The sequence below is a fragment of the Pseudomonas paraeruginosa genome, from assembly GCF_003025345.2.
In the GTDB taxonomy this organism is placed as follows: Bacteria; Pseudomonadota; Gammaproteobacteria; order Pseudomonadales; family Pseudomonadaceae; genus Pseudomonas; species Pseudomonas paraeruginosa.
In genome coordinates this window covers 1,437,190-1,463,067 of the sequence record NZ_CP020560.1, presented here as the reverse complement: position 1 = coordinate 1,463,067, position 25,878 = coordinate 1,437,190, and the positions used below count along the sequence as shown (strand labels likewise).

The following is a 25,878-nucleotide window of genomic DNA, read 5'->3' as shown; positions in this document are numbered from 1 at the left end:
CGCTTCCGAAGGCCCGTATGACCGACCTCTCTCAGCACACGCCGATGATGCAACAGTACTTCAAACTGAAGCATCAGCACCCCGACCAATTGATGTTCTATCGCATGGGCGACTTCTACGAGCTGTTCTACGAGGACGCGAAGAAGGCCGCCAAGCTGCTCGACATCACCCTGACCGCGCGCGGCCAGTCTGGCGGCAAGGCGATCCCGATGGCAGGCATTCCCTTCCATTCGGCGGAGGGCTACCTGGCCAAGCTGGTCAAGCTCGGCGAGTCGGTGGCGATCTGCGAGCAGATCGGCGACCCGGCCACCAGCAAGGGACCGGTGGAGCGCCAGGTGGTGCGGATCATCACCCCCGGCACGGTGAGCGACGAGGCACTGCTCGACGAACGCCGCGACAACCTGCTGGCGGCGATCCTCGGCGACGAGCGCCTGTTCGGCCTCGCCGTGCTGGACATCACCAGCGGCCGCTTCAGCGTCCAGGAGATAAAAGGCTGGGAAACCCTGCTGGCCGAACTGGAACGCCTCAACCCGGCCGAGCTGCTGATTCCCGACGACTGGCCACAGGGCCTGCCGGCGGAGAAGCGTCGCGGCGTGCGCCGCCGCGCGCCGTGGGACTTCGATCGCGACTCGGCACACAAGAGCCTCTGCCAGCAATTCGGCACACAGGACCTGAAAGGCTTCGGCTGCCAGAACCTGACCCTGGCCATCGGCGCCGCCGGCTGTCTGCTCGCCTATGCCAAGGAAACCCAGCGTACCGCCCTGCCGCACCTGCGCAGCCTGCGTCATGATCGTCTCGATGACACGGTGATCCTCGACGGCGCCAGCCGCCGCAACCTGGAGCTGGATATCAACCTCAGCGGTGGTCGCGAGAACACCCTGCAATCGGTGGTCGACCGTTGCCAGACCGCCATGGCCAGCCGCCTGATGAGCCGCTGGCTGAACCGTCCGCTGCGTGACCGCGCGGTGCTGGAGGCCCGCCAGGAGTCCATCGCCTGCCTGCTCGAACGCTACCGCTTCGAGAACCTGCAACCGCAGCTCAAGGAAATCGGCGACCTCGAACGTATCCTCGCCCGCATCGGCCTGCGCAATGCCCGCCCTCGCGACCTGGCGCGCCTGCGCGACGCGCTGGCGGCGTTGCCGGACCTGCAGAACGCCATGACCGAACTGGAGGCGCCGCACCTGCAGGCGCTGGCCACCACCATCGGCACCTATCCCGAACTCGCCGAACTGCTGGCCAAGGCGATCATCGACAACCCGCCGGCGGTGATCCGCGATGGCGGCGTGATCAAGACCGGCTATGACGCCGAACTGGACGAGCTGCAGGCACTGAGCGAGAACGCCGGACAGTTCCTGATGGACCTGGAGGCCCGCGAGAAAGCCCGCACCGGGCTGCCCAACCTGAAGGTCGGCTACAACCGCATCCACGGCTACTTCATCGAGCTGCCGCGGGTACAGGCCGAGCAGGCCCCGGCCGACTACATCCGCCGCCAGACCCTGAAGGGCGCCGAGCGCTTCATCACGCCGGAACTGAAGGCCTTCGAGGACAAGGCGCTGTCGGCCCAGAGCCGCGCCCTGGCACGCGAGAAAGCGCTCTACGAAGAGCTGCTGGAACGCCTGATCGGCCATCTCGCCCCGCTCCAGGACAGCGCCTCGGCGCTGGCGGAGCTGGACGTGCTGGCGAATCTCGCCGAACGCGCGCTGAACCTCGACCTGAATCGCCCGCGGTTCGTCGAACATACCTGCCTGCACATCGAGCAGGGCCGCCATCCGGTGGTCGAGCAGGTGCTGGAGACGCCGTTCGTGGCCAACGACCTGGCGCTGGACGCCGACACCCGCATGCTGGTGATAACCGGCCCGAACATGGGCGGTAAATCCACCTATATGCGGCAAACCGCGCTGATCGTGCTACTCGCTCACATCGGCAGCTTCGTTCCCGCCGCACGCTGCGAGCTGTCCCTGGTGGACCGCATCTTCACCCGCATCGGCTCGTCCGACGACCTTGCGGGCGGCCGCTCGACCTTCATGGTGGAGATGAGCGAAACCGCCAACATCCTGCACAACGCCACCGACAAGAGCCTAGTGCTGATGGACGAGGTCGGCCGCGGCACCAGCACCTTCGACGGCCTGTCGCTGGCCTGGGCGGCGGCCGAGGACCTGGCGCGGACCCGCGCCTTCACCCTGTTCGCCACCCACTACTTCGAGCTGACCGTGCTGCCGGAAAGCCAGCCGGCGGTAGCCAACGTGCACTTGAACGCAACCGAGCACAACGAGCGCATCGTGTTCCTCCACCACGTCCTGCCGGGTCCGGCGAGCCAGAGCTACGGCCTGGCAGTGGCCCAGTTGGCCGGCGTGCCGAGCCCGGTGATCCAGCGCGCCCGCGAGCACCTCAAGCGCCTGGAGACCACCAGCCTGCCGCACGAGGTGCCAAGCCAGCAGAGCGGCAAGCCCGCTTCGCCGATGCAGAGCGACCTGTTCGCCAGCCTGCCGCACCCGGTGATCGATGAATTGTCGAGGATCAATCCCGACGATATCAGCCCGCGGCAAGCTCTCGATCTGTTATATGCATGGAAGATGCGGGTCTGACGGACCACCGCACAAGCTGCTAGAATCGCGCGCGCTTAGCCGCCCGCCTGAGGAGAGAATTAGAAAATGACCTTCGTCGTCACCGACAACTGCATCAAGTGCAAATACACCGACTGCGTGGAAGTCTGCCCGGTAGACTGCTTCTACGAAGGACCCAATTTCCTGGTCATCCACCCGGACGAGTGCATCGACTGCGCCCTGTGCGAGCCCGAATGTCCGGCCCAGGCGATTTTCTCCGAAGACGAAGTGCCGGAGAACATGCAGGAGTTCATCGAGCTGAACAGCGAGCTGGCGGAAGTCTGGCCGAACATCACCGAGAAGAAGGATGCTCTGCCCGACGCCGAGGAATGGGACGGCGTCGCCGGCAAGCTCCAGCACCTGGAGCGCTGATACGCCAAGGCCCGCAAACAGCGGGCCTTTTATTTGGCGATGGGTAAAACGGCAGGTAAAAAAAAGGGGCGGGGTATTCCCCCGCCCACTCTTCAGTCCCTCGTCATCATCCTGATGAATCGCCTCCCTGGCGATGTCCCTTCCCCGATCCTTCGGGGCTGCGTGTTCCCTGTACGCAGGAGTGATATTAGCGATTCCCCAAGAGCCCGCAACCTGGCAGAAACCGCAGCGAGGCTTTGTCAGCGAGCACTCCTTGAAAAATAAACCTTTTATTTTCAATAAGTTATATTTATACGCGAGAATTCTTCACCATCTTCCCGGGGTTTTATCTACTTAGGCTCACACACCGTGTAAGTTAATGCTTACAAGAGCAGACACAAAAAACCCGGCGAACGCCGGGTCTTGTGGGGGTCCAAGGATTCCTGTCACTGGAACAGCGCGTCGCTCGACAGGCCGTTCTTCTCCAGTATCTCGCGCAGGCGCTTGAGTGCCTCCACCTGGATCTGGCGGACCCGCTCGCGGGTCAGGCCGATTTCCTGGCCAACCTCCTCCAGCGTGCTGCTTTCATGCCCGCGCAGACCGAAGCGGCGAATCACCACTTCACGCTGCTTGTCGGTGAGTTCCGACAGCCACTGGTCGATGCTTTCGCTGAGGTCGTCGTCCTGCAGCAACTCGCACGGGTCGGTGGGGCGATCGTCGGTCAGGGTGTCGAGCAGGGTCTTGTCGGAGTCCGGGCCAAGGGAAACGTCTACCGAAGTGACCCGCTCGTTCAGGCCGAGCATGCGCTTGACCTCGGCGACCGGTTTTTCCAGCAGGTTGGCGATTTCCTCGGGGGACGGTTCGTGGTCGAGCTTGTGGGTCAGCTCCCGCGCCGCACGCAGGTAGACGTTCAGCTCCTTGACCACATGGATCGGCAAACGGATGGTCCGGGTCTGGTTCATGATGGCCCGTTCGATGGTCTGGCGGATCCACCAGGTGGCGTAGGTCGAGAACCGGAATCCGCGCTCCGGATCGAACTTCTCCACGGCGCGGATCAGGCCGAGGTTGCCTTCCTCGATCAGGTCGAGCAGGGACAGTCCGCGATTGACATAGCGCCGGGCGATCTTCACCACCAGTCGCAGGTTGCTCTCGATCATCCGCTTCCGACCAGCGGGATCGCCCTTCTGCGCCAGACGGGCGAAGTGGACTTCCTCTTCGGGCGTCAGCAGGGGCGAGAAACCGATTTCGTTGAGATACAGCTGCGTTGCGTCCAACGCGCGCGTGTAGTCGATGTGCTTGTGTTGCTTGGAAGAGAAGGAGGTGGTGGCTTTTGGAGTTGCCCGGAGAGAAGGCTGCTCGTCGGCAGACAGCTCGTCCAGCATGATGCCGGGCTCCAGGAGGAGCACTTCGTCATCGTGGTCAAACTCCGGCCCTTCTTTTTTGAGTGCCATGTCGTTATCCCTTGCATGAGTTCGACTCAAGCCCGGACGACTCCTTTTCCGCTGGGAACGCCCGGACCCGCTCACCTACATGTGGGCGGGCGAACTCCGGTCAGCGACGTGGCAAGTATTGCAGTGGATCGACAGGTTTACCCTGGCGGCGAATCTCGAAGTGCAGCTTCACCCGATCGGTTCCTGTGGAGCCCATCTCGGCAATCGATTGCCCTACCTTGACCTGTTGCCCTTCCCGCACCAGCAGCCTGCGGTTGTGACCGTAGGCACTCACGTAGGTCTCGTTGTGTTTGATGATGACCAACTCGCCGTAGCCCCGCAAACCACTACCGGCGTATACAACGGTCCCACCAGACGCAGCCAGGACAGGCTGGCCCAATTGACCAGCTATATCAATCCCTTTATTCAAACTTCCGTTTGAGGCAAAACGACCTATCAGCGTACCGCTTGCCGGCCATGCCCAACCGCCTGCCGCAGCCCCTGCGACGACGGGAGTCGCGCCGCTGCTGGGTGGGCTGGAGGTCGCGGCCGGAGCCGGCGCGGGTTTGGCAGGTACCGACGTACTAACAGCGGGTGGAACCGGGGCCGGCCTGGTCGCCACCGGCGGAGCGACGACCGGCGTGTTTTTCGCGACGGACGGCTGGCTCGGCGCCCGCCCACCAAATTGGATAGCTTGACCGACATGAATGGTATAGGGCGGCGCGATGCCATTGCGTGCGGCCAGCGCCTTCCAGTCCCAGCCAAAGCGGAAGGCGATGGAATACAGGGTGTCGCCGCGACGGACGATGTACTGCCCGCTGGTGACAGGCGCACGGCGCGCCGCAGCGGATGCGGAGCCGTTGCGGTCGACGACCTTGACCCCACCGGGGGGGGACGACGAACAGGCGGCGAGAAGGGAACAGACGACGGCGCCAAGCACCAGGTGGCCACCACCGTAGACCCGAGTCCATTGCCGCAGGGTCGCTGCTAGCCTCAATCCTTCCCCCTTATCCATCTGTTCGCGTTCGGTCGGTTGGGCCGGCATCCACCAGCCACAGGCTCAGGCGATCGGGCCGTTGAGCAGCGGGACGAAACGCACCGAGTCGAGCACCTGCCGACTGAAGCCGTCCTCGGTACGCACGATCAGCATCAATTGCTGGACTTCCCCGCCACCCACCGGGATCACCAGGCGGCCGCCCGGCGCGAGCTGGTCCAGCAGCGACTGCGGGACTTCCGAAGCCGCCGCGGTGACGATGATTCCATTGTAGGGAGCCAGCGCCGACCAGCCCTCCCAGCCGTCGCCCCAACGAAAGACAACATTGCGCAGGTTTAGCTCCGCAAGACGTTCCTTCGCCTTGTCCTGCAGTGCCTGGATCCGCTCGACGGAGAACACCCGCTCGACCAGTTGCGCCAGTACCGCGGTCTGGTAGCCGGAACCGGTGCCGATCTCCATGACCTTGTCCAGCGGGCCGGCGGCCAGCAGCAACTCGGTCATCCGCGCCACCATGAACGGCTGGGAAATGGTCTGGTTGTGGCCGATCGGCAGGGCGGTGTCTTCGTAGGCGCGATGCGCGAGCGCTTCGTCGACGAAAAGATGCCGCGGCGTACGGCGGATCACCTCGAGCACGCGGGCATTCGACAGGCCTTCCTCGTACAACCGCTGGATCAGGCGTTCGCGGGTACGCTGGGAGGTCATGCCGATACCGCGGCGGTGCAGGTCTTCGGACATCACTTCAGCCCTCCCAGCCATTCGTCGAGACCACCGAAGGCTTCATGGAAGGTGCGGTCCAGTTGCAGCGGGGTGATCGACACGTAGCCCTGCATCACGGCGTGGAAGTCGGTTCCGGGGCCGCCGTCCTCGGCGTCGCCGGCGGCGGAAATCCAGTAGCCTTCCTTGCCGCGCGGATTGACCACCTTCACCGGCGCGGCGGCGCGGGCGCGATGGCCGAGGCGGGTCAGCTGGATGCCACGCACGCGCTCCAGCGGCAGGTTGGGGACGTTGACGTTGAGCACGGTGCGCGGCGGCACGGCCAGCCGCTCGTGGGCGGCGACCAGCAGGCGGGCGAAATGCATGGCGGTGGGCAGGTTGTCCGGCAGCCGCGAGACCAGCGAGAAGGCGAAGGCCGGGCAGTTCAGGAAACGCCCCTCGATAGCCGCGGCCACGGTCCCTGAATAGAGCACGTCGTCGCCGAGGTTGGCGCCCAGGTTGATCCCCGACGCCACCATGTCCGGCAGTTCCTCCAGCAGGCCATTCAGGCCCAGGTGCACGCAATCGGTCGGCGTGCCGTTGAGGCTGATGAATCCATTGTTCAGGCGCTGCGGATGCAGCGGGCGGTCCAGCGTCAGGGAACTGCTGGCGCCGCTCTTGTCCTGGTCGGGGGCGATCACTACGCAATCGGCATGATCCGCCAGCGCGTCGTAAAGCGCGGCGATACCGGGTGCGGTCACCCCGTCGTCGTTGGCAATCAGTATGCGCATGGGTTTTCCGTCTGCCCTGTCGGTACCAGGTCGAGGATTTCGCGCACCACTACGGTGGCGAAACAACCGGCCGGCAGGACGAATTCCAGTTGCAGAACATCAGGTTCGGGATAATGCCACGCCAGCCCCTGGATGGGGAGCCGCAGGATGCGCCGTTCGTGCGCCATGCCCGCCTTCGCCAGCCAGCGGCACAGCGCCGGCTCGCTCCCGGCCAGGGCCAGCTCGCGTTCGAGGGTGCCAGCGCCGCTCGGCGGATCGCCCTCGCCCCAGAGCGGGCCGGTGGGGTGCAGGTCGAGGGCGGCCAGGCGGGCATCGCGGCATTCTTCCTCGCCGGCGGGGAAAAAGCTGCGGCTGTCGGTGAAGGCCAGCAGGTCGCCGACCGCTGCACGGTTCCAGCTGCCCTCCGCGACCCGCTCGGCGAGCAGGCGGTTGAACAGGTAGCTGCGCCCGGCGGAAAGGAAGCGCGAACGCAGGTTGCGATTCGCCGGCAGCAGGTCCTGCTCCGCGCAACTGCGCGCGTCGACCAGGTTGCCGCCGCCATGGCCGAAGCGCTGCAGGCCGAAATAGTTGGGCACGCCGACCGCGGCGATACGTTCGAGCCGCGCGTCGAGAAGGACGCGCTCCGCCCGCAGAGCGGTCAGGCGCAGGGTGAAGCCGTTGGCGGCATGCGCGCCCCGCTGCAACTTGCGCGAGTGACGGGTGCGGCGAAGGATCCGCAGGTCTTCGCCCTCGGCTGCGCCCAGGTCGGGGTCGGCCTTGCCCGGCAGGTGCAGGCTGAACCATTGCCGGGTCAGGGCCTGGCGATCCTTCAGCCCGGCATAGCTGACATGCTTCTGCTGCACACCGGCGGCGCGGCCCAGGCGTCGGGCCGCCTCCTCGGTGTTCAGCCCGCGCTTTTCCACCCAAAGCCAGAGGTGCTCGCCTTCACCGCTGAGGGGAATGTCCAGCACCTCGTCGACCTGGAAATCCTCGGCCACCGCCTTCAAGACCGCCTCGCCGCAGGCCGCGCCATGGGCGCGCGGTCCGAGCAGGTCGAGCTCGCCGAGAACGCTCATCGGGCCATCAGCAAAGCGACCGCATGTACAGCAATGCCCTCTTCGCGTCCGGTGAAACCAAGCCGTTCGGTAGTGGTGGCCTTGACGTTGACCTGGTCGAGCGCGACACCGAGATCCTCGGCGATCAACCCGCGCATGGTCTCGATGTGCGGCGCCATCTTCGGCGCCTGGGCGACGATGGTGGCGTCGACGTTGCCGACCTTCCAGCCCTTCTCGGCGACGATGGCGACCACATGTCGCAGCAACGCGCGACTGTCGGCGCCCTTGAAGCGCGGGTCGGTGTCCGGGAAGTGCTTGCCGATGTCGCCCAGCGCCGCCGCGCCCAGCAGCGCGTCGGACAAGGCGTGCAACAGCACGTCGCCGTCGGAGTGGGCGACCAGCCCGTGTTTGTGGGGAATGCGCACGCCACCGAGGGTGATGTAGTCGCCCTCGCCGAAGCGATGCACGTCGTAGCCATGGCCAATTCGCATGAAAAAACGCCCTGGTTGGAATCAGGGCGTGATTCTACCCCGGATCGGGACAGGCTTCAGGTATCGCGGATCAACCGTCGAGAACCCGGGCATGGTGTCGCAGGTGATCCTCGATGAAGCTGGCGATGAAGTAGTAGCTGTGGTCATAGCCCGGCTGCAAACGCAGCTCCAGCGGATGACCGGCCTCCCGCGCGGCGCGGCGCAGCGCTTCCGGCTTGAGCTGGACGGCGAGGAAGTCGTCGCGCTCGCCCTGGTCGACCAGGATCGGCAGGCGTTCGGAGGCAGTTTCGAGCAACGCGCAGGCATCCCACTCGCGCCAGGCCGCCGGCTCCTCGCCGAGATAACGGGAGAACGCCTTCTGCCCCCAGGGACAATCGCTCGGATTGCAGATCGGGGCGAACGCCGACAGCGACAGGTAGCGTCCCGGGTTGCGCAGGGCACAGACCAGCGCGCCATGCCCGCCCATCGAGTGGCCGCTGATGCCGCGCCGCTGCGACACCGGGAAATGCGCCTCGATCAGTGCCGGCAGTTCGTGGACCACATAGTCGTGCATGCGGTAGTGCGCGGACCAGGGCTCCTGCGTGGCGTTCAGGTAGAAGCCTGCGCCCAGGCCGAAATCCCAGGCGCCGTCGGGATCGCCGGGCACGCCGCTGCCGCGCGGGCTGGTATCCGGCGCCACCAGCACCAGGCCGAGTTCGGCGGCGACGCGCTGGGCGCCGGCCTTCTGCATGAAGTTCTCGTCGTTGCAAGTCAGACCGGACAGCCAGTACAGCGCCGGCAGCGCAGCCTCCGGCTCGGCCTGGGGCGGCAGGTAGATGGCGAAGACCATCTCGCAGTTCAGGGTCCGGGAAAAATGCCGGTAGCGCTGGTGCCAGCCGCCGAAGCTCTTCTGGCTGCCGATCAGTTCGAGGGAATCCTTCACGTGACCTCCGTGAAACGGTCGTGGCGAGCCGCAGGGTCCGCCACGATGGCTTGTCAGTAATGAATGACGGTGCGGATGCTCTTGCCTTCGTGCATCAGCTCGAAGGCCTCGTTGATGTCCTCCAGCCCCATGGTGTGGGTGATGAAGGTATCCAGCGGGATCTCGCCCTGCTGCGCCTTCTCGACATAGCTCGGCAGCTCGCTGCGTCCGCGCACGCCGCCGAACGCCGAACCGCGCCAGACGCGCCCGGTGACCAGCTGGAAGGGCCGGGTGCTGATTTCCTGGCCGGCACCGGCGACACCGATGATCACCGACTCGCCCCAGCCCTTGTGGCAGCACTCCAGGGCGGCGCGCATCAGTTGCACATTGCCGACGCACTCGAAGGAATAGTCGACGCCGCCATCGGTCAGTTCGACGATGACGTCCTGGATCGGCCTGTCATGTTCCTTCGGATTGATGAAGTCGGTGGCGCCCAGTTCCCTGGCGATGTCGAACTTGGCCGGGTTGATGTCGACCGCGATGATGCGCGAGGCCTTGGCCATCTTCGCCCCGATGATCGCCGCCAGGCCGATGCCACCCAGGCCGAAGATGGCGACGGTGGCGCCCTCTTCCACCTTGGCGGTATTGAGCACCGCGCCGATCCCGGTGGTGACGCCGCAGCCGAGCAGACAGACCTTTTCCAGCGGGGCGTCCTTGGGAATCTTCGCCAGGGAGATTTCCGGCAGCACGGTGTACTCGGAGAAGGTCGAGCAGCCCATGTAGTGGTAGACCGGCTCGCCCTTGTAGGAGAAGCGACTGGTGCCGTCGGGCATCAGGCCCTTGCCCTGGGTGGCGCGCACCGCCTGGCAGAGGTTGGTCTTGCCGGACAGGCAGAACTTGCACTTGCCGCATTCGGCGGTGTACAGCGGGATGACGTGGTCGCCCACCTGGAGGGAGGTCACGCCCTCGCCCACCGCTTCGACGATACCGCCCCCTTCATGACCCAGGATGCATGGGAACACCCCTTCGGAATCCTGGCCGGACAGGGTGTACGCGTCGGTATGGCAGACGCCGGTGGCGACGATGCGCACCAGTACCTCGCCCTTCTGCGGCGGCGCCACATCCACTTCGACGATTTCCAACGGCTGGTTGGGGGCGAAGGCGACGGCGGCACGGGACTTGATCATCTCGGAACTCCTGAACGATGGAAGCCGGCAGGCCTCGACGCGACCCGCCAAAACGGAAAGTGTAGAAAACCCCGTTTCAAGGAATAATCAGGCAATAATCAAAACATTATTGCCATGCAGGGACAATCCAGATGAATCGCTGGGAAGGACTGGACGAATTCGTCGCCGTCGCCGAAACCGGGCAGTTCACCGCCGCGGCCGAACGCATGGGCGTCTCCTCTTCGCACATCAGCCGCCAGGTCGCCCGCCTGGAGGAACGCCTGCAGACCCGCCTGCTCTACCGCAGCACCCGGCGGGTATCGTTGAGCGAGGCCGGGCAGACCTTCCTGCAACACTGCCAGCGCCTGCAGGACGCCCGCGACGAGGCCCTGCGCGCGGTCAGCGACCTCTCCGCGGAGCCCAAGGGCCTGCTGCGCATGACCTGCGCGGTGGCCTACGGCGAACGTTTCATCGTGCCGCTGGTGAATGCCTTCATGGCCGACTATCCGCAACTGCGGGTCGACATCGAACTCTCCAACCGCCAGTTGGACCTGCTCCACGAGGGCTTCGACCTGGCCATCCGCCTCGGCCGCCTGAGCGATTCGCGTCTGGTCGCCACGCGCCTGGCGCCGCGCGTCATGTACCTCTGCGCCACCCCGGAATACCTGCGCCGCCACGGCACTCCGCAGTCACCGGCGGAACTCGGCCAGTTCAACTGCCTGATCGGCAGCAGCGACCTGTGGAGCTTTCTCGAGGACGGCCGGGAAACCCAGCACCGGGTCCAGGGCAACTGGCGCTGCAACAGCGGCCAGGCGGTACTCGACGCCGCGCTGCGTGGCTTCGGTCTATGCCAGTTGCCCGACTACTATGTGATCGACCACCTGCGCAGCGGCCGGCTGGTCTCCCTGCTGCAAGGCCACCAGCCACCGAACACCGCGGTGTGGGCGCTGTACCCGCAGCAGCGGCACCTGTCGCCGAAAGTCAGGCAACTGGTGGACTATCTCAAGGAAGGCCTGGCGCGGTCCCATCCGGGGCTCGCCGAGGAGAAAAACCTGCGCTGAAGCAGTAAGGAAAATCCACGCTGCGATAGACTTGGCGGTTTCCCGTTCCACCCGCCATCGATTCAAGGAAGTCGCATGTCTGCCTTCAACGCGTTTCGCCAACGCTACCTGGTGAGGTTCTGGTCGCCGCTGCCGGCGCTGGTCGCCCTCGGCGTCGCCTCCGCCTACTACTTCGCCATCACCGGCACCTTCTGGGCGGTGACCGGCGAATTCACCCGCTGGGGCGGCCACGTGCTGTCCTGGTTCGGCTACCAGACACAGGACTGGAGCTATTTCCGGCTGATCGGCCTGCAAGGCACGCCGCTGGACCGGGTCGACGGGGTGATGATCATCGGCATGCTCCTCGGCGCCCTGTGCTGCGCGCTGTGGGCCGGCAATGTCAGCCTGCGCTGGCCGACCAGCAAGCGGCGCCTGTTGCAGGGCCTGGTCGGCGGGATCATCGCCGGCTTCGGCGCGCGCCTGGCGATGGGCTGCAACCTGGCGGCGTTCTTCACTGGCATCCCGATGTTCTCCGTGCACGCCTGGGCCTTCATGTTCGCCACCGTCGGCGGCGCCTGGATCGGCGTGAAGATCAGCCTGCTGCCGTTCCTGCGCACGCCGCTGAAGGTCGGCGCCGGCGCCAGCGCGCTGCCCAGCGCCGAAAGCCTGGCCCGGCGCGCACGCCTGCAGGCCCGCCTGGGCCTGGCGGTACTGGCGTTCGCCGCACTGTTCGCCGCCTGGCGCTTCGAAGCATCGCTGGTGCTGGGCATGGCCTGCCTGTTCGGCCTGCTGTTCGGCGGCCTGATCGAGCGCGCGCAGATCTGCTTCACCAGCGCCGCGCGCGACCTCTGGACCACCGGCCGGACCCGCGCCGCCTTCGGCATCCTGCTCGGCATGGCGGCCGCCTGCATCGGCACCTTCGCCGCGATCCGCCTGGGCGTCGCGCCGAAGATCTTCTGGATGGGACCGAACGCGATCATCGGCGGCATCCTCTTCGGCATCGGCATCGTCCTCGCCGGCGGTTGCGAGACCGGCTGGATGTACCGCTCGATGGAGGGCCAGGTGCACTTCTGGGTGGTCGGCATCGGCAACGTCATCGGCGGCACCCTGGTGGCGGTGTTCTGGGACCAGTTGGGTACCCGCCTCGCCCTGCCCTATCCCAAGATCGACCTGCTGGAAAGCTTCGGCCCCGGCAACGGCCTGCTGCTGACCTTCGCCGGCCTCGCCCTGTGCCTGCTGCTGGTACAACTGAACGCCTCCCGATTCACCCGACCGCGGAAACCGAACCATGAGCCAGCCCGACAAACCGACCCTGTCGCTTGACCTGCGCGGCGAACATTGCCCGTACAACGCCATCGCCACCCTGGAAACCCTGGCCACCATGCAGCCGGGCGAACGCCTGGAAGTGGTCACCGACTGCTCGCAGTCGGTCCACGGCATTCCCGAAGACACCCAGCGACAGGGCTACAAATGCCTGGCGGTGGAGCAGCACGGCGCGCTGTTCCGCTTCCTCATAGAGGTGCCGCTGGAAGGCTGAGCGGCGATCGCGCAGATACGGAAAAGCCGACCCCAGGGTCGGCTTTTTTACTGCACGTGCATACCGTCAGTGCGGAAAACTTCGCTGCAGGCGCAGCAGGTCTTCCGGGGTGGTTATCTTCAGGTTGTCGGCGCGCCCTTCCACCAGCTTCGGTGCATAGCCGGCCCACTCCATCGCCGAAGCCTCGTCGGTGATCGCCACGCCGGCCACCAGCGCATCGGCCAGCGCCCGATGCAGGGTGCCGAGGCGGAACATCTGCGGCGTGTAGGCCAACCAGACCACCGAGCGGTCGATGGTTTCGCTGACCCGGCCGTCGCGGTCGGCGCGCTTGAGAGTGTCCCGCGCCGGTACCGCCAGCAGGCCACCGACCGGATCCTCGGCGAGTTCTTCGAGCAGGCGGTCGAGGTCGCCGCGTGTCAGGTTCGGCCGGGCCGCATCGTGCACCAGCACCCAGTCGTCGGCCCGGGCGCCCAGTTCCAGCAGGCGCAGCAAGCCGCTGAGCACCGAGTCGGCCCGTTCGACGCCGCCGGCCGCTCGCTGCACGTGCCGGCTGGCGGCGCAATCCAGCCCGGGCCAGTAGGGATCGTCCTCGGCCAGACAGACCACCAGGCCCCTGAGCATAGGATGCTCGAGGAAACAGTCGAGGGTGCGTTCGATCACGGTGCGACCGGCAAGATCGAGGTATTGCTTCGGGCGGTCGGCGCGCATGCGCGAACCCACGCCGGCGGCGGGGATCACCGTCCAGAAGGCGGGAAGGTCGGAAGTCGTCATCGGGAAAAGGGTCGTCAGCTCACTTGGCGAGCTGGTAGAGGGTTTCGCCGTCCTTGACCATGCCGAGTTCGTGTCGCGCACGCTCCTCGACGGTCTCGGTGCCTTTCTTCAGCTCGGCGACTTCGGCTTCGAGAATCCGGTTGCGCTCCAGCAGGCGCTCGTTCTCGCCATGCTGGTCGGCGATCTGCTTCTGCAGGTCGCGCACCTGCGCCAGGCTGCCATCGCCAACCCAGAGGCGATACTGCAGGCCCGCCAGCGCGAGGATCAGCACCACGAACAGCCAGTAGGGGCTACGTAACCTCAAGCCTCGAACTCCTTGAGAAGAAAAGGGGTGGCTCTTGCCACCCCTTCACCGTACCAGACCAGGCTCAGCCGCGGAATTCCGCGCGACCACGGTACGGCGCGTTGGCGCCCAGCTGCTCTTCGATACGCAGCAGCTGGTTGTACTTGGACACGCGGTCGGAGCGGCACAGCGAACCGGTCTTGATCTGACCGGCGGCGGTGCCCACGGCCAGGTCGGCGATGGTCGAGTCCTCGGTTTCACCGGAACGGTGCGAGATCACCGCAGTATAGCCGGCGGCCTTGGCCATCTGGATGGCTTCCAGGGTCTCGGTCAGCGAACCGATCTGGTTGAACTTGATCAGGATCGAATTGCCGATGCCCTTCTCGATGCCTTCCTTGAGGATCTTGGTGTTGGTCACGAACAGGTCGTCGCCGACCAGCTGGACCTTGGCGCCGATCTTGTCGGTCAGGCCCTTCCAGCCGGCCCAGTCGGACTCGTCCATGCCGTCCTCGATGGAGATGATCGGGTAACGCTGGGTCAGGCCGGCCAGGTAGTCGGCGAAACCGGCGGCGTCGAATACCTTGCCTTCGCCTTCGAGGTCGTACTTGCCGTCCTTGAAGAACTCGCTGGAGGCGCAGTCCAGGGCCAGGGTCACGTCGTCGCCCAGCTTGTAGCCGGCCTTCTCGACGGCCTCGGCGATGGCGGCCAGGGCGTCTTCGTTGGACGACAGGTTCGGCGCGAAGCCGCCTTCGTCACCGACCGCGGTGTTCAGGCCACGGGCCTTCAGCACGGCCTTGAGGTGATGGAAGATCTCGGCGCCCATGCGCAGCGCCTCGGCGAAGTTCTTCGCGCCGACCGGCTGGACCATGAATTCCTGGATATCGACGTTGTTGTCGGCATGCTCGCCGCCGTTGATGATGTTCATCATCGGCACCGGCATGGAGTACTGGCCGGGGGTGCCGTTGAGGTCGGCGATGTGCGCGTACAGCGGCACGCCCTTGGCCTGGGCGGCGGCCTTGGCGGCGGCCAGGGACACCGCGAGGATCGCGTTGGCGCCCAGCTTGGCCTTGTTCTCGGTGCCGTCCAGCTCGATCATCGCGTGGTCGAGGGCTTTCTGGTCGGCCGCGTCCTTGCCCAGCAGCAGGTCGCGGATCGGGCCGTTGATATTGGCCACGGCTTTCAGCACGCCCTTGCCCAGGTAACGGCTCTTGTCGCCATCGCGCAGCTCGAGGGCCTCGCGGGAACCGGTGGAAGCACCGGAAGGCGCGCAGGCGCTGCCGACGATGCCGTTGTCCAGGATCACGTCCGCTTCAACGGTCGGGTTGCCGCGGGAGTCCAGGACCTCACGGCCCTTGATGTCGACGATCTTTGCCATTCTTGTTAACACTCCGGAGTGAATGAACGGGGCGGTCTGAGGAGACTAGGCAGTCTCGATTGCAGGAAAGCTCTTGATCAGCTCGTCCAGTTGCTTGAGCTGGGACAGGAAGGCTTCGAGTTTGTTCAGGCGCAGCGCGCACGGACCGTCGCACTTGGCGTGCTCGGGGTCCGGATGGGCCTCGAGGAACAGCCCGGCGAGCTTCTGGCTGAGCCCGGCCTTGGCCAGGTCGGTGACCTGGGCGCGCCGGCCGCCGGCGGAATCCGCGCGACCGCCGGGCATCTGCAGGGCGTGGGTGACGTCGAAGAACACCGGGTACTCGAACTGCTTCATGATGCCGAAGCCGAGCATGTCGACCACCAGGTTGTTGTAGCCGAAGGAGGAGCCGCGCTCGCAGAGGATCAGGCGGTCGTTGCCGGCTTCCTCGCACTTGGTCAGGATGTGCTTCATCTCCTGGGGCGCGAGGAACTGGGCCTTCTTGATATTGATCACCGCGTTGGTCCTGGCCATCGCCACCACCAGGTCGGTCTGCCGCGAGAGGAAGGCCGGCAGTTGGATGATGTCGCAGACCTCGGCCACCGGCTGGGCCTGGTGCGGCTCGTGGACGTCGGTGATGACCGGTACCTTGAAGGTCTTCTTGATCTCTTCGAAGATCTTCATCCCCTCCTCCAGGCCCGGGCCACGGAACGAGTGGATCGAGGAGCGGTTGGCCTTGTCGAAGCTGGCCTTGAATACATAGGGGATACCGAGTTTCTCGGTAACCCGTACGTATTCTTCGCAGACCTGCATGGCCAGGTCGCGCGACTCCAGCACGTTCATGCCGCCGAACAGCACGAACGGCAGGTCGTTGCCGATCTGGATATCGCCGACGCGAACGATCTTCTGTGCCATGCTCAGGCCTTCCCGGAATATTTCAGCGCGGCGTTGACGAAACCGCTGAACAGCGGGTGGCCATCACGCGGTGTGGAGGTGAACTCCGGGTGGAACTGGCAGGCGACGAACCACGGATGTTCCGGGGCCTCGACCACTTCCACCAGGGCGCCGTCGCCGGAGCGGCCGGAAATCTTCAGGCCGGCCTGCTCCAGTTGCGGCAGCAGGTTGTTGTTCACTTCGTAGCGATGACGATGGCGCTCGACGATCACGTCCTTGGCATAGCAGTCGTGCACCAGGGTGCCGGTCTGCAACTGGCATTCCTGGGCGCCCAGGCGCATGGTACCGCCCAGGTCGGAAGCTTCGGTGCGGATCTCGGTGGCGCCGGTCGCGTCCTGCCATTCGGTGATCAGGCCGACCACCGGATGGCCGCTGGACTTGTCGAACTCGGTGGAGTTGGCATCGCTCCAGCCGAGCACGTTGCGCGCGTATTCGATGACCGCGACCTGCATGCCCAGGCAGATGCCCAGGTAGGGGATCTTGTTCTCGCGGGCGTACTGCACGGTGCTGATCTTGCCTTCCACGCCGCGCAGGCCGAAGCCGCCCGGGACCAGGATGGCGTCGACGCCTTCCAGCAGACTGGTGCCCTGCTGCTCGATGTCCTCGGAGTCGATGTAGCGCAGGTTGACCTTGGTGCGACTCTGGATGCCGGCGTGGGTCATCGCCTCGATCAGCGACTTGTACGCGTCGAGCAGTTCCATGTACTTGCCGACCATGGCGATGGTGACTTCACGCTCGGGGTTGAGCTTGGCATCGACCACCCGGTCCCACTCGGACAGGTCGGCCTGGCCGCATTCCAGGCCGAAGCGCTCGACGACGATGTCGTCCAGGCCCTGGGCGTGCAGCACCGACGGGATGCGGTAGATGGTGTCGACGTCTTCCAGGGCGATCACCGCGCGCTCTTCCACGTTGGTGAAGAGCGCGATCTTGCGCCGCGAGGAGACGTCGATCGGGTGGTCGGAACGGCAGACCAGCACGTCCGGCTGCAGGCCGATGGAGCGCAGCTCCTTGACCGAGTGCTGGGTCGGCTTGGTCTTGGTTTCGCCGGCGGTGGCGATGTACGGGACCAGGGTCAGGTGCATCAGCATCGCGCGCTTGGCGCCGATCTCGACGCGCAGCTGGCGGATCGCCTCGAGGAACGGCTGCGACTCGATGTCGCCGACGGTACCGCCGATCTCCACCAGGGCCACGTCGGCATCGCCGGCGCCCTTGATGATGCGCCGCTTGATCTCGTCGGTGATGTGCGGGATCACCTGCACGGTGGCGCCCAGGTAGTCGCCGCGGCGCTCCTTGCGCAGCACGTCCATGTAGACGCGGCCGGTGGTGAAGTTGTTGTTCTGGGTCATGGTGGTACGAACGAAGCGCTCGTAATGGCCCAGGTCCAGGTCGGTCTCGGCGCCGTCCTGGGTCACGAAGACCTCACCGTGCTGGAACGGGCTCATGGTGCCCGGGTCCACGTTGATGTAAGGGTCCAGCTTGAGCATCGTGATCTTCAGGCCACGCGCTTCCAAGATCGCAGCCAGAGAAGCCGAAGCGATGCCTTTCCCCAATGAAGAAACAACACCACCCGTGACGAAGATGTAGCGCGTCATGAAAAACCCTAGAAGTCAGCGTTTAGGCGGGATCAGCCGCCGGGGATTCGGAGAAGGGAGGCCAGCTCCCGCCACGGACAAATCCGTGGGCAAAGCAAACTCCTGCTGATTCCGGAGGGAATCGGCGGGAGCAGTACAAGACGGGAGCGTAGTCTACTGGAAACGGCTTACTAGCTCAAACCCGGGTCGTTCGTCGGCGGGCTCCAGGACAACCGCCAGCCTCCCTCGCGGGGACCGTCCAGGCCAGGAATGTTGGCCACCGCGAGCAGTTCGTCGGCGCGGAAGAGTAGCGGCAAACGACCGCGCAGGAAGCTCGGTACGCCCGCCTCGTTGAGCAAACGCTTGAGGTCGCGGCGACCGCGCCCGGCCAGGGCCAGTACTTCCCCACCCCGCCGGTAGTCGACGCGCAGCGGACCGGGCGGAAGTTCGCCGAGCAATGCCAGTCGACCGTTGCCGGGCAGCGCCAGCGGATGGGCGGGATGTTCCCAGACGAACGGTCCCGCCGCCGCGCGCCAGGCCGCCGGCAGCCACCAGAGCCGCCCCGCGCCGCGGCGCAGCTCGCCGCTCTCCAGGCGCCAGATCGGGTCGGCATCTTCGCCGGCGTCGCGCAGCGATTCCCAGCCGGCCCAGTGGTCGCTGTCCGGCAAGCGCGTCAGCGGTGCCAGCCACGCCCGCAGCAGGTTGCGCTGGCGCGCGGCGCCGAGGCGGCGCAAAGGTTCCAGGGCGATCCGGGGCAGGTCCAGCCAGTCCGGATCCGAGGGTGCGCGGCAGGCTCGGAGGTCGATGGCCGCCAGCTCACCCAGCAGCTCTTCGGCCTCGCGCAGGTGCGCCGCGCAGCGCGCCATGCCGGCGGCGGCCTGCGGCCAGTGGGAGGCGAGACGCGGCATGACCTCCTGGCGCAGGTAGTTGCGCGAGAAGCGCGGGTCCTGGTTGGAAGGATCCTCCACCCAGTCCAGCCGGTGCGTCTGCGCATAGGCTTCCAGTTCGGCGCGGGAAACCCCGAGCAAGGGTCGGCACAGGCGGCCGCCGCCCAGCGGCCGGCTCGCCGGCATCGCCGCCAGGCCGCGCAGGCCCGCTCCACGCAACAGGCGGAACAGCAAGGTCTCGGCCTGGTCGTCGAGATGCTGCGCGGTGAGCAGCACCTGCCCTTCGCCCAGGCTCGCCTGGAATGCGCGATAACGGGCAGCGCGCGCCGCCTGCTCGATGCTGCCGCCAACGGCGACCTGCACCCGCTCGACCCGCAGCGGGATGCCCAGCGACCGGCAGACCACCTGGCAGTGCGCCGGCCAGGCGTCCGCCGCAGTCTGCAAGCCATGATGGACATGCAGCGCCGACAGCGCCGGCAGGGCTTCGCTCCGAGCCAGGCGGGCCAGGAGGTGCAGCAACACCGTGGAATCCAGCCCGCCGGAAAAAGCCACGCACCAGCCCCTCGCTTCGCGCCAGGGCGCCAGGGCCTGTAACAGACGGGATTCGAGCGGCACTGCCGGCATGCTTGCGCTCCTCATGCGACAAGCCCGGCGAATGCCGGGCTTGTCGATCGTACCAGTGCGCCGGATGGCTTACGGCGCGCCGTAGCTCATCAGGCGGTCGTAACGACGCTCCAGCAACTCACCCATTTCCAGGCCCTGGAGCATCTTCAGTTGCGCCAGCAGTTCGCCACGGATCGATTCGGCCATGCTCGCCGGATCGCGATGGGCGCCGCCCAGCGGTTCGTCGATGACCTTGTCGACGATGCCCAGGCCTTTCAGGCGCTCGGCGGTGATGCCCATGGCCTCGGCGGCTTCCGGCGCCTTCTCGGCGGTTTTCCAGAGGATGGACGCGCAGCCTTCCGGCGAGATCACCGAGTAGGTGGAGTATTGCAGCATGTTCAGTTGGTCGCAGACGCCGATGGCCAGCGCGCCGCCGGAACCGCCCTCGCCGATCACGGTGGCGATGATCGGCGTCTTCAGCCGTGCCATCACCCGCAGGTTCCAGGCGATCGCCTCGCTCTGGCCGCGTTCCTCGGCATCGATGCCCGGGTAGGCGCCGGGCGTGTCGATGAAGGTCAGGATGGGCATCTTGAAGCGCTCGGCCATTTCCATCAGGCGGCAGGCCTTGCGATAGCCTTCCGGACGCGGCATGCCGAAGTTGCGCCGGACCTTCTCGCGCACCTCGCGGCCTTTCTGGTGGCCGATGACCATCACCGGGGAGCCGTCGAGACGGGCAACGCCGCCGACGATCGCCGGGTCGTCGGCGAAATGCCGGTCGCCGTGCAGCTCCTCGAAATCGCTGAACAGGTAGCCGATGTAATCGAGGGTATAGGGACGCTTGGGATGGCGCGCGAGCTGGGCGATCTGCCAGCTGGACAGATTGCCGAAGATGTTTTCGGTGAGCGCCTTGCTCTTGTCCTGCAGACGCGAGATTTCGTCGCTGATGTTCAGCGCATTGTCGTTGCCCACCAGGCGCAGCTCTTCGATCTTGGCTTGCAGGTCGGCGATCGGCTGTTCGAAATCAAGAAAGTTCGGGTTCATAGGCTTCCGTCGTGCGCAGATTCTAGTGGGCCGTTTCCGTTTGGCGCCCTACCTTACGGGATCGGGCGCCAGGGGTCGAGCCGGGAGCAAGGGCGATCCGCGTTTTCCCGCCGCAGAGCGCGGAACAACGGCGTTATCGCCCATCGCGATTAACGATAATTGAGGAAGACGTTGTCGCGCCCGAACTGGTCACGCAATGCCTGGATCAGATCGTCCGCCGGATCCACCCGCCAGCTCTCGCCGAACTGCAGCAGGGCCTTGGCGTCGGCGCTGGTGTAGTCCAGGGTGATCGGACAGGAACCGCGATGGCGGTTGAACAGTTCGCCCAGCCAGCGCAGGCGGTCGCCCTTCAACAGGTCGGCGTGCAGTTTCATCCGCAGGCTCTCCGCCAGCCCGGTGCGCGCCTCCTCCAGGCTCATCACGCGCTTGGCGCGCAGGCGCAGGCCGCCGGAGAAGTCATCCTGGCTGACCTCGCCCTCGACCACCACCAGCGCGTCGGTCTGCAGCAGCGACTGGGCCGCGGCGAAGGCTTCGGAGAACAGCGAGGCCTCGATCCGCCCGGAGCGGTCGTCGAGGGTGACGAAGCCCATCTTGTCGCCCTTCTTGTTCTTCATCACCCGCAGGTTGACGATCAGCCCTGCCACCGTCTGGGTATCGCGCGCCGGCTTCAGCTCGACGATGCGCTGGCGGGCGAAGCGCCGCACCTCGCCTTCGTATTCGTCGATCGGGTGGCCGGTCAGGTACAGGCCGAGGGTGTCCTTCTCGCCCTTCAGGCGTTCCTTGAGGGTCAGCTCCTTGACCTTGCGGTGGTTGGCGTAGACATCCGCCTCCGGCTCGGCGAAGACCCCGCCGAACAGGTCCATGTGCCCGCTGTCGTGGCTGCGCGCGGTCTGCTCCGCGGCCTGGATCGCTTCCTCCATCGCTGCCAGCAGCACCGCGCGATTGAGGTCGACGGTGGCCTGGTAGGCCTTGAGCTCGTCGTGGTAGTGCGGCCCGAGGCGATCCAGCGCGCCGGCGCGGATCAGCGCTTCCAGGGTGCGCTTGTTGATGCGCTTGAGGTCGACGCGGTCGCAGAAGTCGAACAGGGTGTTGAACGGCCCGCCTTCGGCGCGGCACTCGGTGATCGCCTCCACCGGCCCTTCGCCGACGCCCTTGATCGCACCCAGGCCGTAGACGATGCGGCCGTCGTCGTCGACGGTGAAGCGGAACTCGGAGTTGTTCACGTCCGGCGCGACGATACGCAGCTTCATGTGCCGGCATTCTTCGATCAGCGTCACCACCTTGTCGGTGTTCTGCATATCCGCGGTGAGCACCGCGGCCATGAACGGCGCCGGGAAGTGGGTCTTCAGCCAGGCGGTCTGGTAGGAGACCAGGCCGTAGGCGGCCGAGTGCGACTTGTTGAAGCCGTAGCCGGCGAACTTTTCCACCAGGTCGAAGATGTTGCCCGCCAGGTCGGCATCGATGCCGTTGTTCTTGCAGCCCTCGATGAAGCCACCGCGCTGCTTGGCCATTTCCTCCGGCTTCTTCTTGCCCATGGCCCGGCGCAGCATGTCCGCGCCGCCGAGGGTGTAGCCGGCCATGACCTGGGCGATCTGCATCACCTGTTCCTGGTACAGGATGATGCCGTAGGTAGGCTTGAGCACCGGCTCCAGGCCGGCGTACTGGTAGTCGGGATGCGGATAGGACAGCTCGGCGCGGCCGTGCTTGCGGTTGATGAAGTCGTCCACCATGCCCGACTGCAACGGGCCCGGGCGGAACAGCGCCACCAGGGCGATGAGGTCTTCCAGGCAGTCCGGCTTGAGCTTCTTGATCAGCTCCTTCATGCCGCGCGATTCGAGCTGGAACACCGCGGTGGTCTCGGCTTTCTGCAACAGCGCGTAGGTCGGCTTGTCGTCCAGCGGAATGAAGTCGATGTTCACCGGTTCCAGGCCCTTCTTGGCCTGTTCGCGGTTGATGATCTCCATCGCCCACTTGATGATGGTCAGGGTCCGCAGGCCGAGGAAGTCGAACTTCACCAGGCCGGCCGCCTCCACGTCGTCCTTGTCGAACTGGGTCACCAGGCCGCCGCCTTCCTCGTCGCAGGCGATCGGCGAGAAGTCGGTCAGCTTGGTCGGCGCGATCACCACGCCACCGGCGTGCTTGCCGGTACCACGGGTGATGCCTTCCAGCTTGAGGGCCATCTCCCAGATTTCGGCGGCTTCCTCGTCGCTCTTGAGGAAGTCGCGGAGCATTTCTTCCTGCTCGTAGGCTTTTTCCAGGGTCATGCCGACTTCGAACGGGATCATCTTCGACAGCCGGTCGGCGAGGCCGTAGGACTTGCCCTGGACCCGGGCCACGTCGCGCACCACCGCCTTCGCCGCCATGGTGCCGAAGGTGATGATCTGGCTGACCGCGTTGCGCCCGTAGGCATCGGCCACGTAGTCGATCACCCGGTCGCGGCCTTCCATGCAGAAGTCGACGTCGAAGTCGGGCATGGAGATCCGTTCCGGGTTGAGGAAACGTTCGAACAGCAGGTCGTAGGCCAGCGGGTCGAGGTCGGTGATCTTCAGCACGTAAGCCACCAGCGAGCCGGCGCCCGAGCCCCGCCCGGGGCCTACCGGCACGCCGTTGTTCTTCGCCCACTTGATGAAGTCCATCACGATGAGGAAGTAACCGGGGAAGCCCATCTGGATGATGATGTCGAGCTCGAAGTTCAGACGGTCGACGTAGACCTGGCGCCTGGCCTCGTAGTCCGGGGTATCCTTCGGCAGCAGCACCTCCAGGCGCTCCTCGAGGCCTTCGAAGGAAGCGTGCCGCAGGTAGTCGTCGATACCCATGCCATTGGGCGTGGGAAAGTCCGGCAGGAAGTACTTGCCCAGCTGCACCTCGATGTTGCAGCGCTTGGCGATCTCCACGGTGTTCTCCAGCGCCTCGGGGAGGTCGCTGAACAGCTCGGCCATTTCCGCCGGCGACTTCAGGTACTGCTGGTCCGAATAGGTGCGCGGCCGCCGCGGATCGTCGAGGGTCCGTCCCTCGCCGATGCAGACGCGGGTCTCGTGGGCCTCGAAGTCTTCCTGCCTGATGAAGCGCACGTCGTTGGTCGCCACCAGCGGCGCATTGCAGCGTGACGCCAGGGCCACCGCCGCATGCAGGTGCTCCTCGTCGTTGACCCGGCTGGTGCGTTGCACTTCGACGTAGAAGCGTTCGGGGAACACCTCCATCCATTCGCGCAACAGCGCCTCGGCCTTGGCCTCCTCGCCGTCGAGCAGCGCGTGGCCGATCTCGCCTTCCTTGGCCGCGGACAGCGCGATCAGGCCCTCCGCCGCCGCCTTGACCCAGTCGCGCTCGATGATGATCTCGCCGTTGCGCTGGCCTTCGCTCCAGCCGCGGGAAATCAGCTCGGTGAGATTGCGGTAGCCCCTGGCGTTCATCGCCAGCAGGCTCAGGCGGCTGAGCGGACCGTCTTCCTCGCGGCTGGCGAGCCAGATGTCGGCCCCGCAGATCGGCTTGATGCCGGCACCCATGGCGGTCTTGTAGAACTTCACCAGCGAACACATGTTGCTCTGGTCGGTGACCGCCACCGCCGGCATGCCCAGTCCCGCCACCGCCTTGGCCAGGGGCTTGACCCGGACCAGGCCGTCGACCAGGGAGAATTCGGTATGCAGACGCAGGTGAACGAAGGATACGGTCATGAAGGCCCCGGAGCAGAAATAACGCAAAAACGACAAGGCCCGGATTGTACCGGGCCTGGTGGCAAAGCTACAGGTTCAAGAGCGGGCGATGCGCGTGGGGTTCGTCACGCGACGTCGCCCCGCCCACGCGCTCAGGCGCGGCGGTCGTCCCAGATGCCCGGCTCGAGCTTCCGCTGGACTTCCGGGAACTGGCTGGCATCGAAGGTCGGCAGCTTGCCGGCCTTGCGCTGGGCGTTGTAGTCCCTGGCCAGCTTGATCGCCAGGTTGGACAGCAGCAGGATCGCGATCAGGTTGGTGATCGCCATCAGCCCCATCGACACGTCGGCGAGGTTCCAGACGAACGGCAGCGAAGCCATCGCACCGAACATCACCATGGCCAGCACGATCAGGCGGAAGATCAGCAGGCCAGCCAAGTGGTTGTGCTCGAGGAAGACCAGGCAGTTCTCGGCATAGAAATAGTTGGCGACGATGGAGGTGAAGGCGAAGAACAGGATGATCACCGCCAGGAAGTAGCGGCCCCAGTCGCCGACCTGGCTGGTCAGGGCATTCTGCACCAGCATGATGCCCTCGCCTTCCTGCGGTCCGGCCAGCAGGATGATGGCCGCCGAGGCGGTGCAGATCAGCAGGGTGTCGATGAACACGCCGGCCATCTGCACGTAGCCCTGGGACGCCGGGTGCGGCGGATAGGGGGTGGCCGAGGCGGCGGCGTTGGGCGCCGAACCCATGCCCGCCTCGTTGGAGAACAGGCCGCGCTTGAAGCCATTGAGGATCGCCGCGCCGAGGCCGCCGGCGGCGGCCTCGTGCCAGCCGAAGGCGCTCTTCACCACCATCGCCAGGACGCCCGGCAGCTCGCTGAGGTTGAACAGGATGATGCCGACCGCCAGCAGCAGGTAGGCCACCGCCATGAAGGGTACCGCCAGCTCGGAGAAGCGCGCGATGGAGCGCAGGCCGCCGAAGATGATCAGCGCGGTGAGGATCACCACGGCGATGCCGCTGATCCAGGTCGGCACGCCGAAGGCGCCCTGCATGGCGCCGGTGATGGTGTTGGCCTGCACCGAGTTGAAGACGAAGCCGAAGGCGATGATCAGGAAGATCGAGAACAGGATGCCCATCCAGCGCGCACCCAGGCCTTTCTCCATGTAGTAGGCCGGGCCGCCGCGGAACTGGCCCTTGTCGTCGCGGATCTTGAACAACTGGGCGAGGGTCGCCTCGACGAAGCCGGTGGCCATGCCCACCAGGGCGATCGCCCACATCCAGAACACCGCGCCGGGCCCGCCGAGAGTGATCGCCACCGCCACGCCGGCCACGTTGCCGGTACCGACCCGCGCCGCCAGCGAGGTGCACAGCGCCTGGAAGGAGGAGATACCCGAGTCGTCGGACTGCCGGCTGCCCTTGAGCACGCTGAAGGTGTGGCCGAAGTGGCGGAACTGGATCAGGCCCAGGCGCACGGTGAAGTACAGGCCGCAACCGACCAGCAGCCAGATGAGGATCTTGCCCCAGATAAGGCCGTTGAGCAGGTCGACGACCTGAGTGGCGAATTCTTGCATGGATAACTCCCCTGTTCCGCTTGTGGCGGATTGTTGTCAGCCGACCCTCCGGGCAGAAGGCCGCGTGTTTCGGACACATACGGTATGACGTGCGAGCCGAACGAAATTTCGCTGTGATTGGCACTTGGCAGGAAGGGGCAGGACTTTCCGCTATTGACACGGCCCACC

The 25,878-nt window shown here is 65.7% G+C and carries 22 protein-coding genes; 5 read left to right on the top strand and 17 right to left on the bottom strand.

Features of this window, described 5'->3' with window-relative positions:
• The first annotated feature begins 17 nt into the window (after nt 1–17).
• Nucleotides 18–2,585 (top strand): DNA mismatch repair protein MutS, encoded by a 2,568-nt coding sequence (mutS, locus tag B7D75_RS07050; protein WP_003152354.1) that lies wholly within the window; start codon nt 18–20, stop codon nt 2,583–2,585.
• A 66-nt stretch (nt 2,586–2,651) separates the two neighbouring features.
• The gene (gene fdxA, locus B7D75_RS07045) at nt 2,652–2,975 is read left to right on the top strand and encodes a ferredoxin FdxA (RefSeq protein ID WP_003092272.1); all 324 of its coding nucleotides are present in this window, start codon (nt 2,652–2,654) and stop codon (nt 2,973–2,975) included.
• 425 nt (nt 2,976–3,400) lie between these two features.
• On the opposite strand, the gene rpoS is transcribed toward fdxA, so the two are convergent.
• The 8 genes from rpoS to B7D75_RS07005 form a co-directional block, all read right to left on the bottom strand.
• Nucleotides 3,401–4,405, bottom strand: a complete 1,005-nt coding sequence (gene rpoS / locus B7D75_RS07040) for an RNA polymerase sigma factor RpoS (protein ID WP_034080333.1) — start codon at nt 4,403–4,405, stop codon at nt 3,401–3,403.
• A 100-nt stretch (nt 4,406–4,505) separates the two neighbouring features.
• Nucleotides 4,506–5,399, bottom strand: a complete 894-nt coding sequence (locus B7D75_RS07035) for a peptidoglycan DD-metalloendopeptidase family protein (RefSeq protein WP_071537287.1) — start codon at nt 5,397–5,399, stop codon at nt 4,506–4,508.
• Nucleotides 5,400–5,444: 45 nt separating this feature from the next.
• Nucleotides 5,445–6,080, bottom strand: a complete 636-nt coding sequence (locus tag B7D75_RS07030; RefSeq protein ID WP_074197311.1) for a protein-L-isoaspartate(D-aspartate) O-methyltransferase — start codon at nt 6,078–6,080, stop codon at nt 5,445–5,447.
• 32 nt (nt 6,081–6,112) lie between these two features.
• On the bottom strand, nt 6,113–6,862 hold the full coding sequence (gene surE, locus B7D75_RS07025) for a 5'/3'-nucleotidase SurE (RefSeq protein WP_107113871.1): 750 nt from the start codon (nt 6,860–6,862) through the stop codon (nt 6,113–6,115).
• Entirely contained in the window at nt 6,850–7,917 is a 1,068-nt protein-coding gene (gene truD, locus B7D75_RS07020; RefSeq protein WP_053816832.1) for a tRNA pseudouridine(13) synthase TruD, read from the bottom strand. The genes surE and truD overlap by 13 nt, the downstream gene beginning before the upstream one ends.
• Nucleotides 7,914–8,387: a 2-C-methyl-D-erythritol 2,4-cyclodiphosphate synthase gene (gene ispF / locus B7D75_RS07015; protein ID WP_003152340.1), complete on the bottom strand. Its 474-nt coding sequence runs from the start codon at nt 8,385–8,387 to the stop codon at nt 7,914–7,916. Before ispF ends, truD begins: the two co-directional genes overlap by 4 nt.
• 70 nt (nt 8,388–8,457) lie before the next feature.
• Nucleotides 8,458–9,309 carry an S-formylglutathione hydrolase gene (gene fghA, locus B7D75_RS07010; protein ID WP_003152338.1) on the bottom strand — a complete coding sequence of 284 codons (852 nt, stop codon included), beginning with the start codon at nt 9,307–9,309 and terminating at the stop codon, nt 8,458–8,460.
• A 53-nt stretch (nt 9,310–9,362) separates the two neighbouring features.
• Nucleotides 9,363–10,475, bottom strand: coding sequence for an S-(hydroxymethyl)glutathione dehydrogenase/class III alcohol dehydrogenase (locus B7D75_RS07005; RefSeq protein ID WP_003152336.1), 1,113 nt, complete (start codon nt 10,473–10,475; stop codon nt 9,363–9,365).
• 131 nt (nt 10,476–10,606) lie between these two features.
• Here B7D75_RS07005 and gfnR point away from each other — a divergent pair, with 131 nt between their 5' ends.
• From gfnR to yedF, 3 genes are all read left to right on the top strand, one after another.
• Nucleotides 10,607–11,515, top strand: a complete 909-nt coding sequence (gfnR, locus tag B7D75_RS07000) for a glutathione-dependent formaldehyde neutralization regulator (RefSeq protein ID WP_003152335.1) — start codon at nt 10,607–10,609, stop codon at nt 11,513–11,515.
• A gap of 75 nt (nt 11,516–11,590) precedes the next feature.
• Complete coding sequence (gene yedE, locus B7D75_RS06995) at nt 11,591–12,817, top strand: selenium metabolism membrane protein YedE/FdhT (protein ID WP_053806605.1); 1,227 nt, start codon at nt 11,591–11,593, stop codon at nt 12,815–12,817.
• Complete coding sequence (gene yedF / locus B7D75_RS06990) at nt 12,783–13,031, top strand: sulfurtransferase-like selenium metabolism protein YedF (RefSeq protein ID WP_012074702.1); 249 nt, start codon at nt 12,783–12,785, stop codon at nt 13,029–13,031. Before yedE ends, yedF begins: the two co-directional genes overlap by 35 nt.
• A gap of 66 nt (nt 13,032–13,097) precedes the next feature.
• On the opposite strand, the gene ispD is transcribed toward yedF, so the two are convergent.
• The 9 genes from ispD to B7D75_RS06945 form a co-directional block, all read right to left on the bottom strand.
• Entirely contained in the window at nt 13,098–13,802 is a 705-nt protein-coding gene (ispD, locus tag B7D75_RS06985; protein ID WP_043102910.1) for a 2-C-methyl-D-erythritol 4-phosphate cytidylyltransferase, read from the bottom strand.
• A 19-nt stretch (nt 13,803–13,821) separates the two neighbouring features.
• On the bottom strand, nt 13,822–14,106 hold the full coding sequence (gene ftsB / locus B7D75_RS06980; protein WP_003098569.1) for a cell division protein FtsB: 285 nt from the start codon (nt 14,104–14,106) through the stop codon (nt 13,822–13,824).
• Between the two features lie 64 nt (nt 14,107–14,170).
• Nucleotides 14,171–15,460 (bottom strand): phosphopyruvate hydratase, encoded by a 1,290-nt coding sequence (gene eno, locus B7D75_RS06975; RefSeq protein WP_058162325.1) that lies wholly within the window; start codon nt 15,458–15,460, stop codon nt 14,171–14,173.
• A gap of 45 nt (nt 15,461–15,505) precedes the next feature.
• Nucleotides 15,506–16,351 carry a 3-deoxy-8-phosphooctulonate synthase gene (kdsA, locus tag B7D75_RS06970; RefSeq protein WP_012074700.1) on the bottom strand — a complete coding sequence of 282 codons (846 nt, stop codon included), beginning with the start codon at nt 16,349–16,351 and terminating at the stop codon, nt 15,506–15,508.
• A 2-nt stretch (nt 16,352–16,353) separates the two neighbouring features.
• Nucleotides 16,354–17,982: a CTP synthase gene (locus B7D75_RS06965; RefSeq protein ID WP_003092366.1), complete on the bottom strand. Its 1,629-nt coding sequence runs from the start codon at nt 17,980–17,982 to the stop codon at nt 16,354–16,356.
• 170 nt (nt 17,983–18,152) lie between these two features.
• Entirely contained in the window at nt 18,153–19,472 is a 1,320-nt protein-coding gene (gene tilS, locus B7D75_RS06960) for a tRNA lysidine(34) synthetase TilS (RefSeq protein WP_107113870.1), read from the bottom strand.
• A 69-nt stretch (nt 19,473–19,541) separates the two neighbouring features.
• Nucleotides 19,542–20,492 (bottom strand): acetyl-CoA carboxylase carboxyl transferase subunit alpha, encoded by a 951-nt coding sequence (accA, locus tag B7D75_RS06955; protein WP_003109333.1) that lies wholly within the window; start codon nt 20,490–20,492, stop codon nt 19,542–19,544.
• Between the two features lie 149 nt (nt 20,493–20,641).
• The gene (gene dnaE / locus B7D75_RS06950; RefSeq protein WP_033996792.1) at nt 20,642–24,163 is read right to left on the bottom strand and encodes a DNA polymerase III subunit alpha; all 3,522 of its coding nucleotides are present in this window, start codon (nt 24,161–24,163) and stop codon (nt 20,642–20,644) included.
• A gap of 131 nt (nt 24,164–24,294) precedes the next feature.
• Nucleotides 24,295–25,710 (bottom strand): alanine/glycine:cation symporter family protein, encoded by a 1,416-nt coding sequence (locus B7D75_RS06945; protein WP_012074697.1) that lies wholly within the window; start codon nt 25,708–25,710, stop codon nt 24,295–24,297.
• Nucleotides 25,711–25,878: the final 168 nt, after the last annotated feature.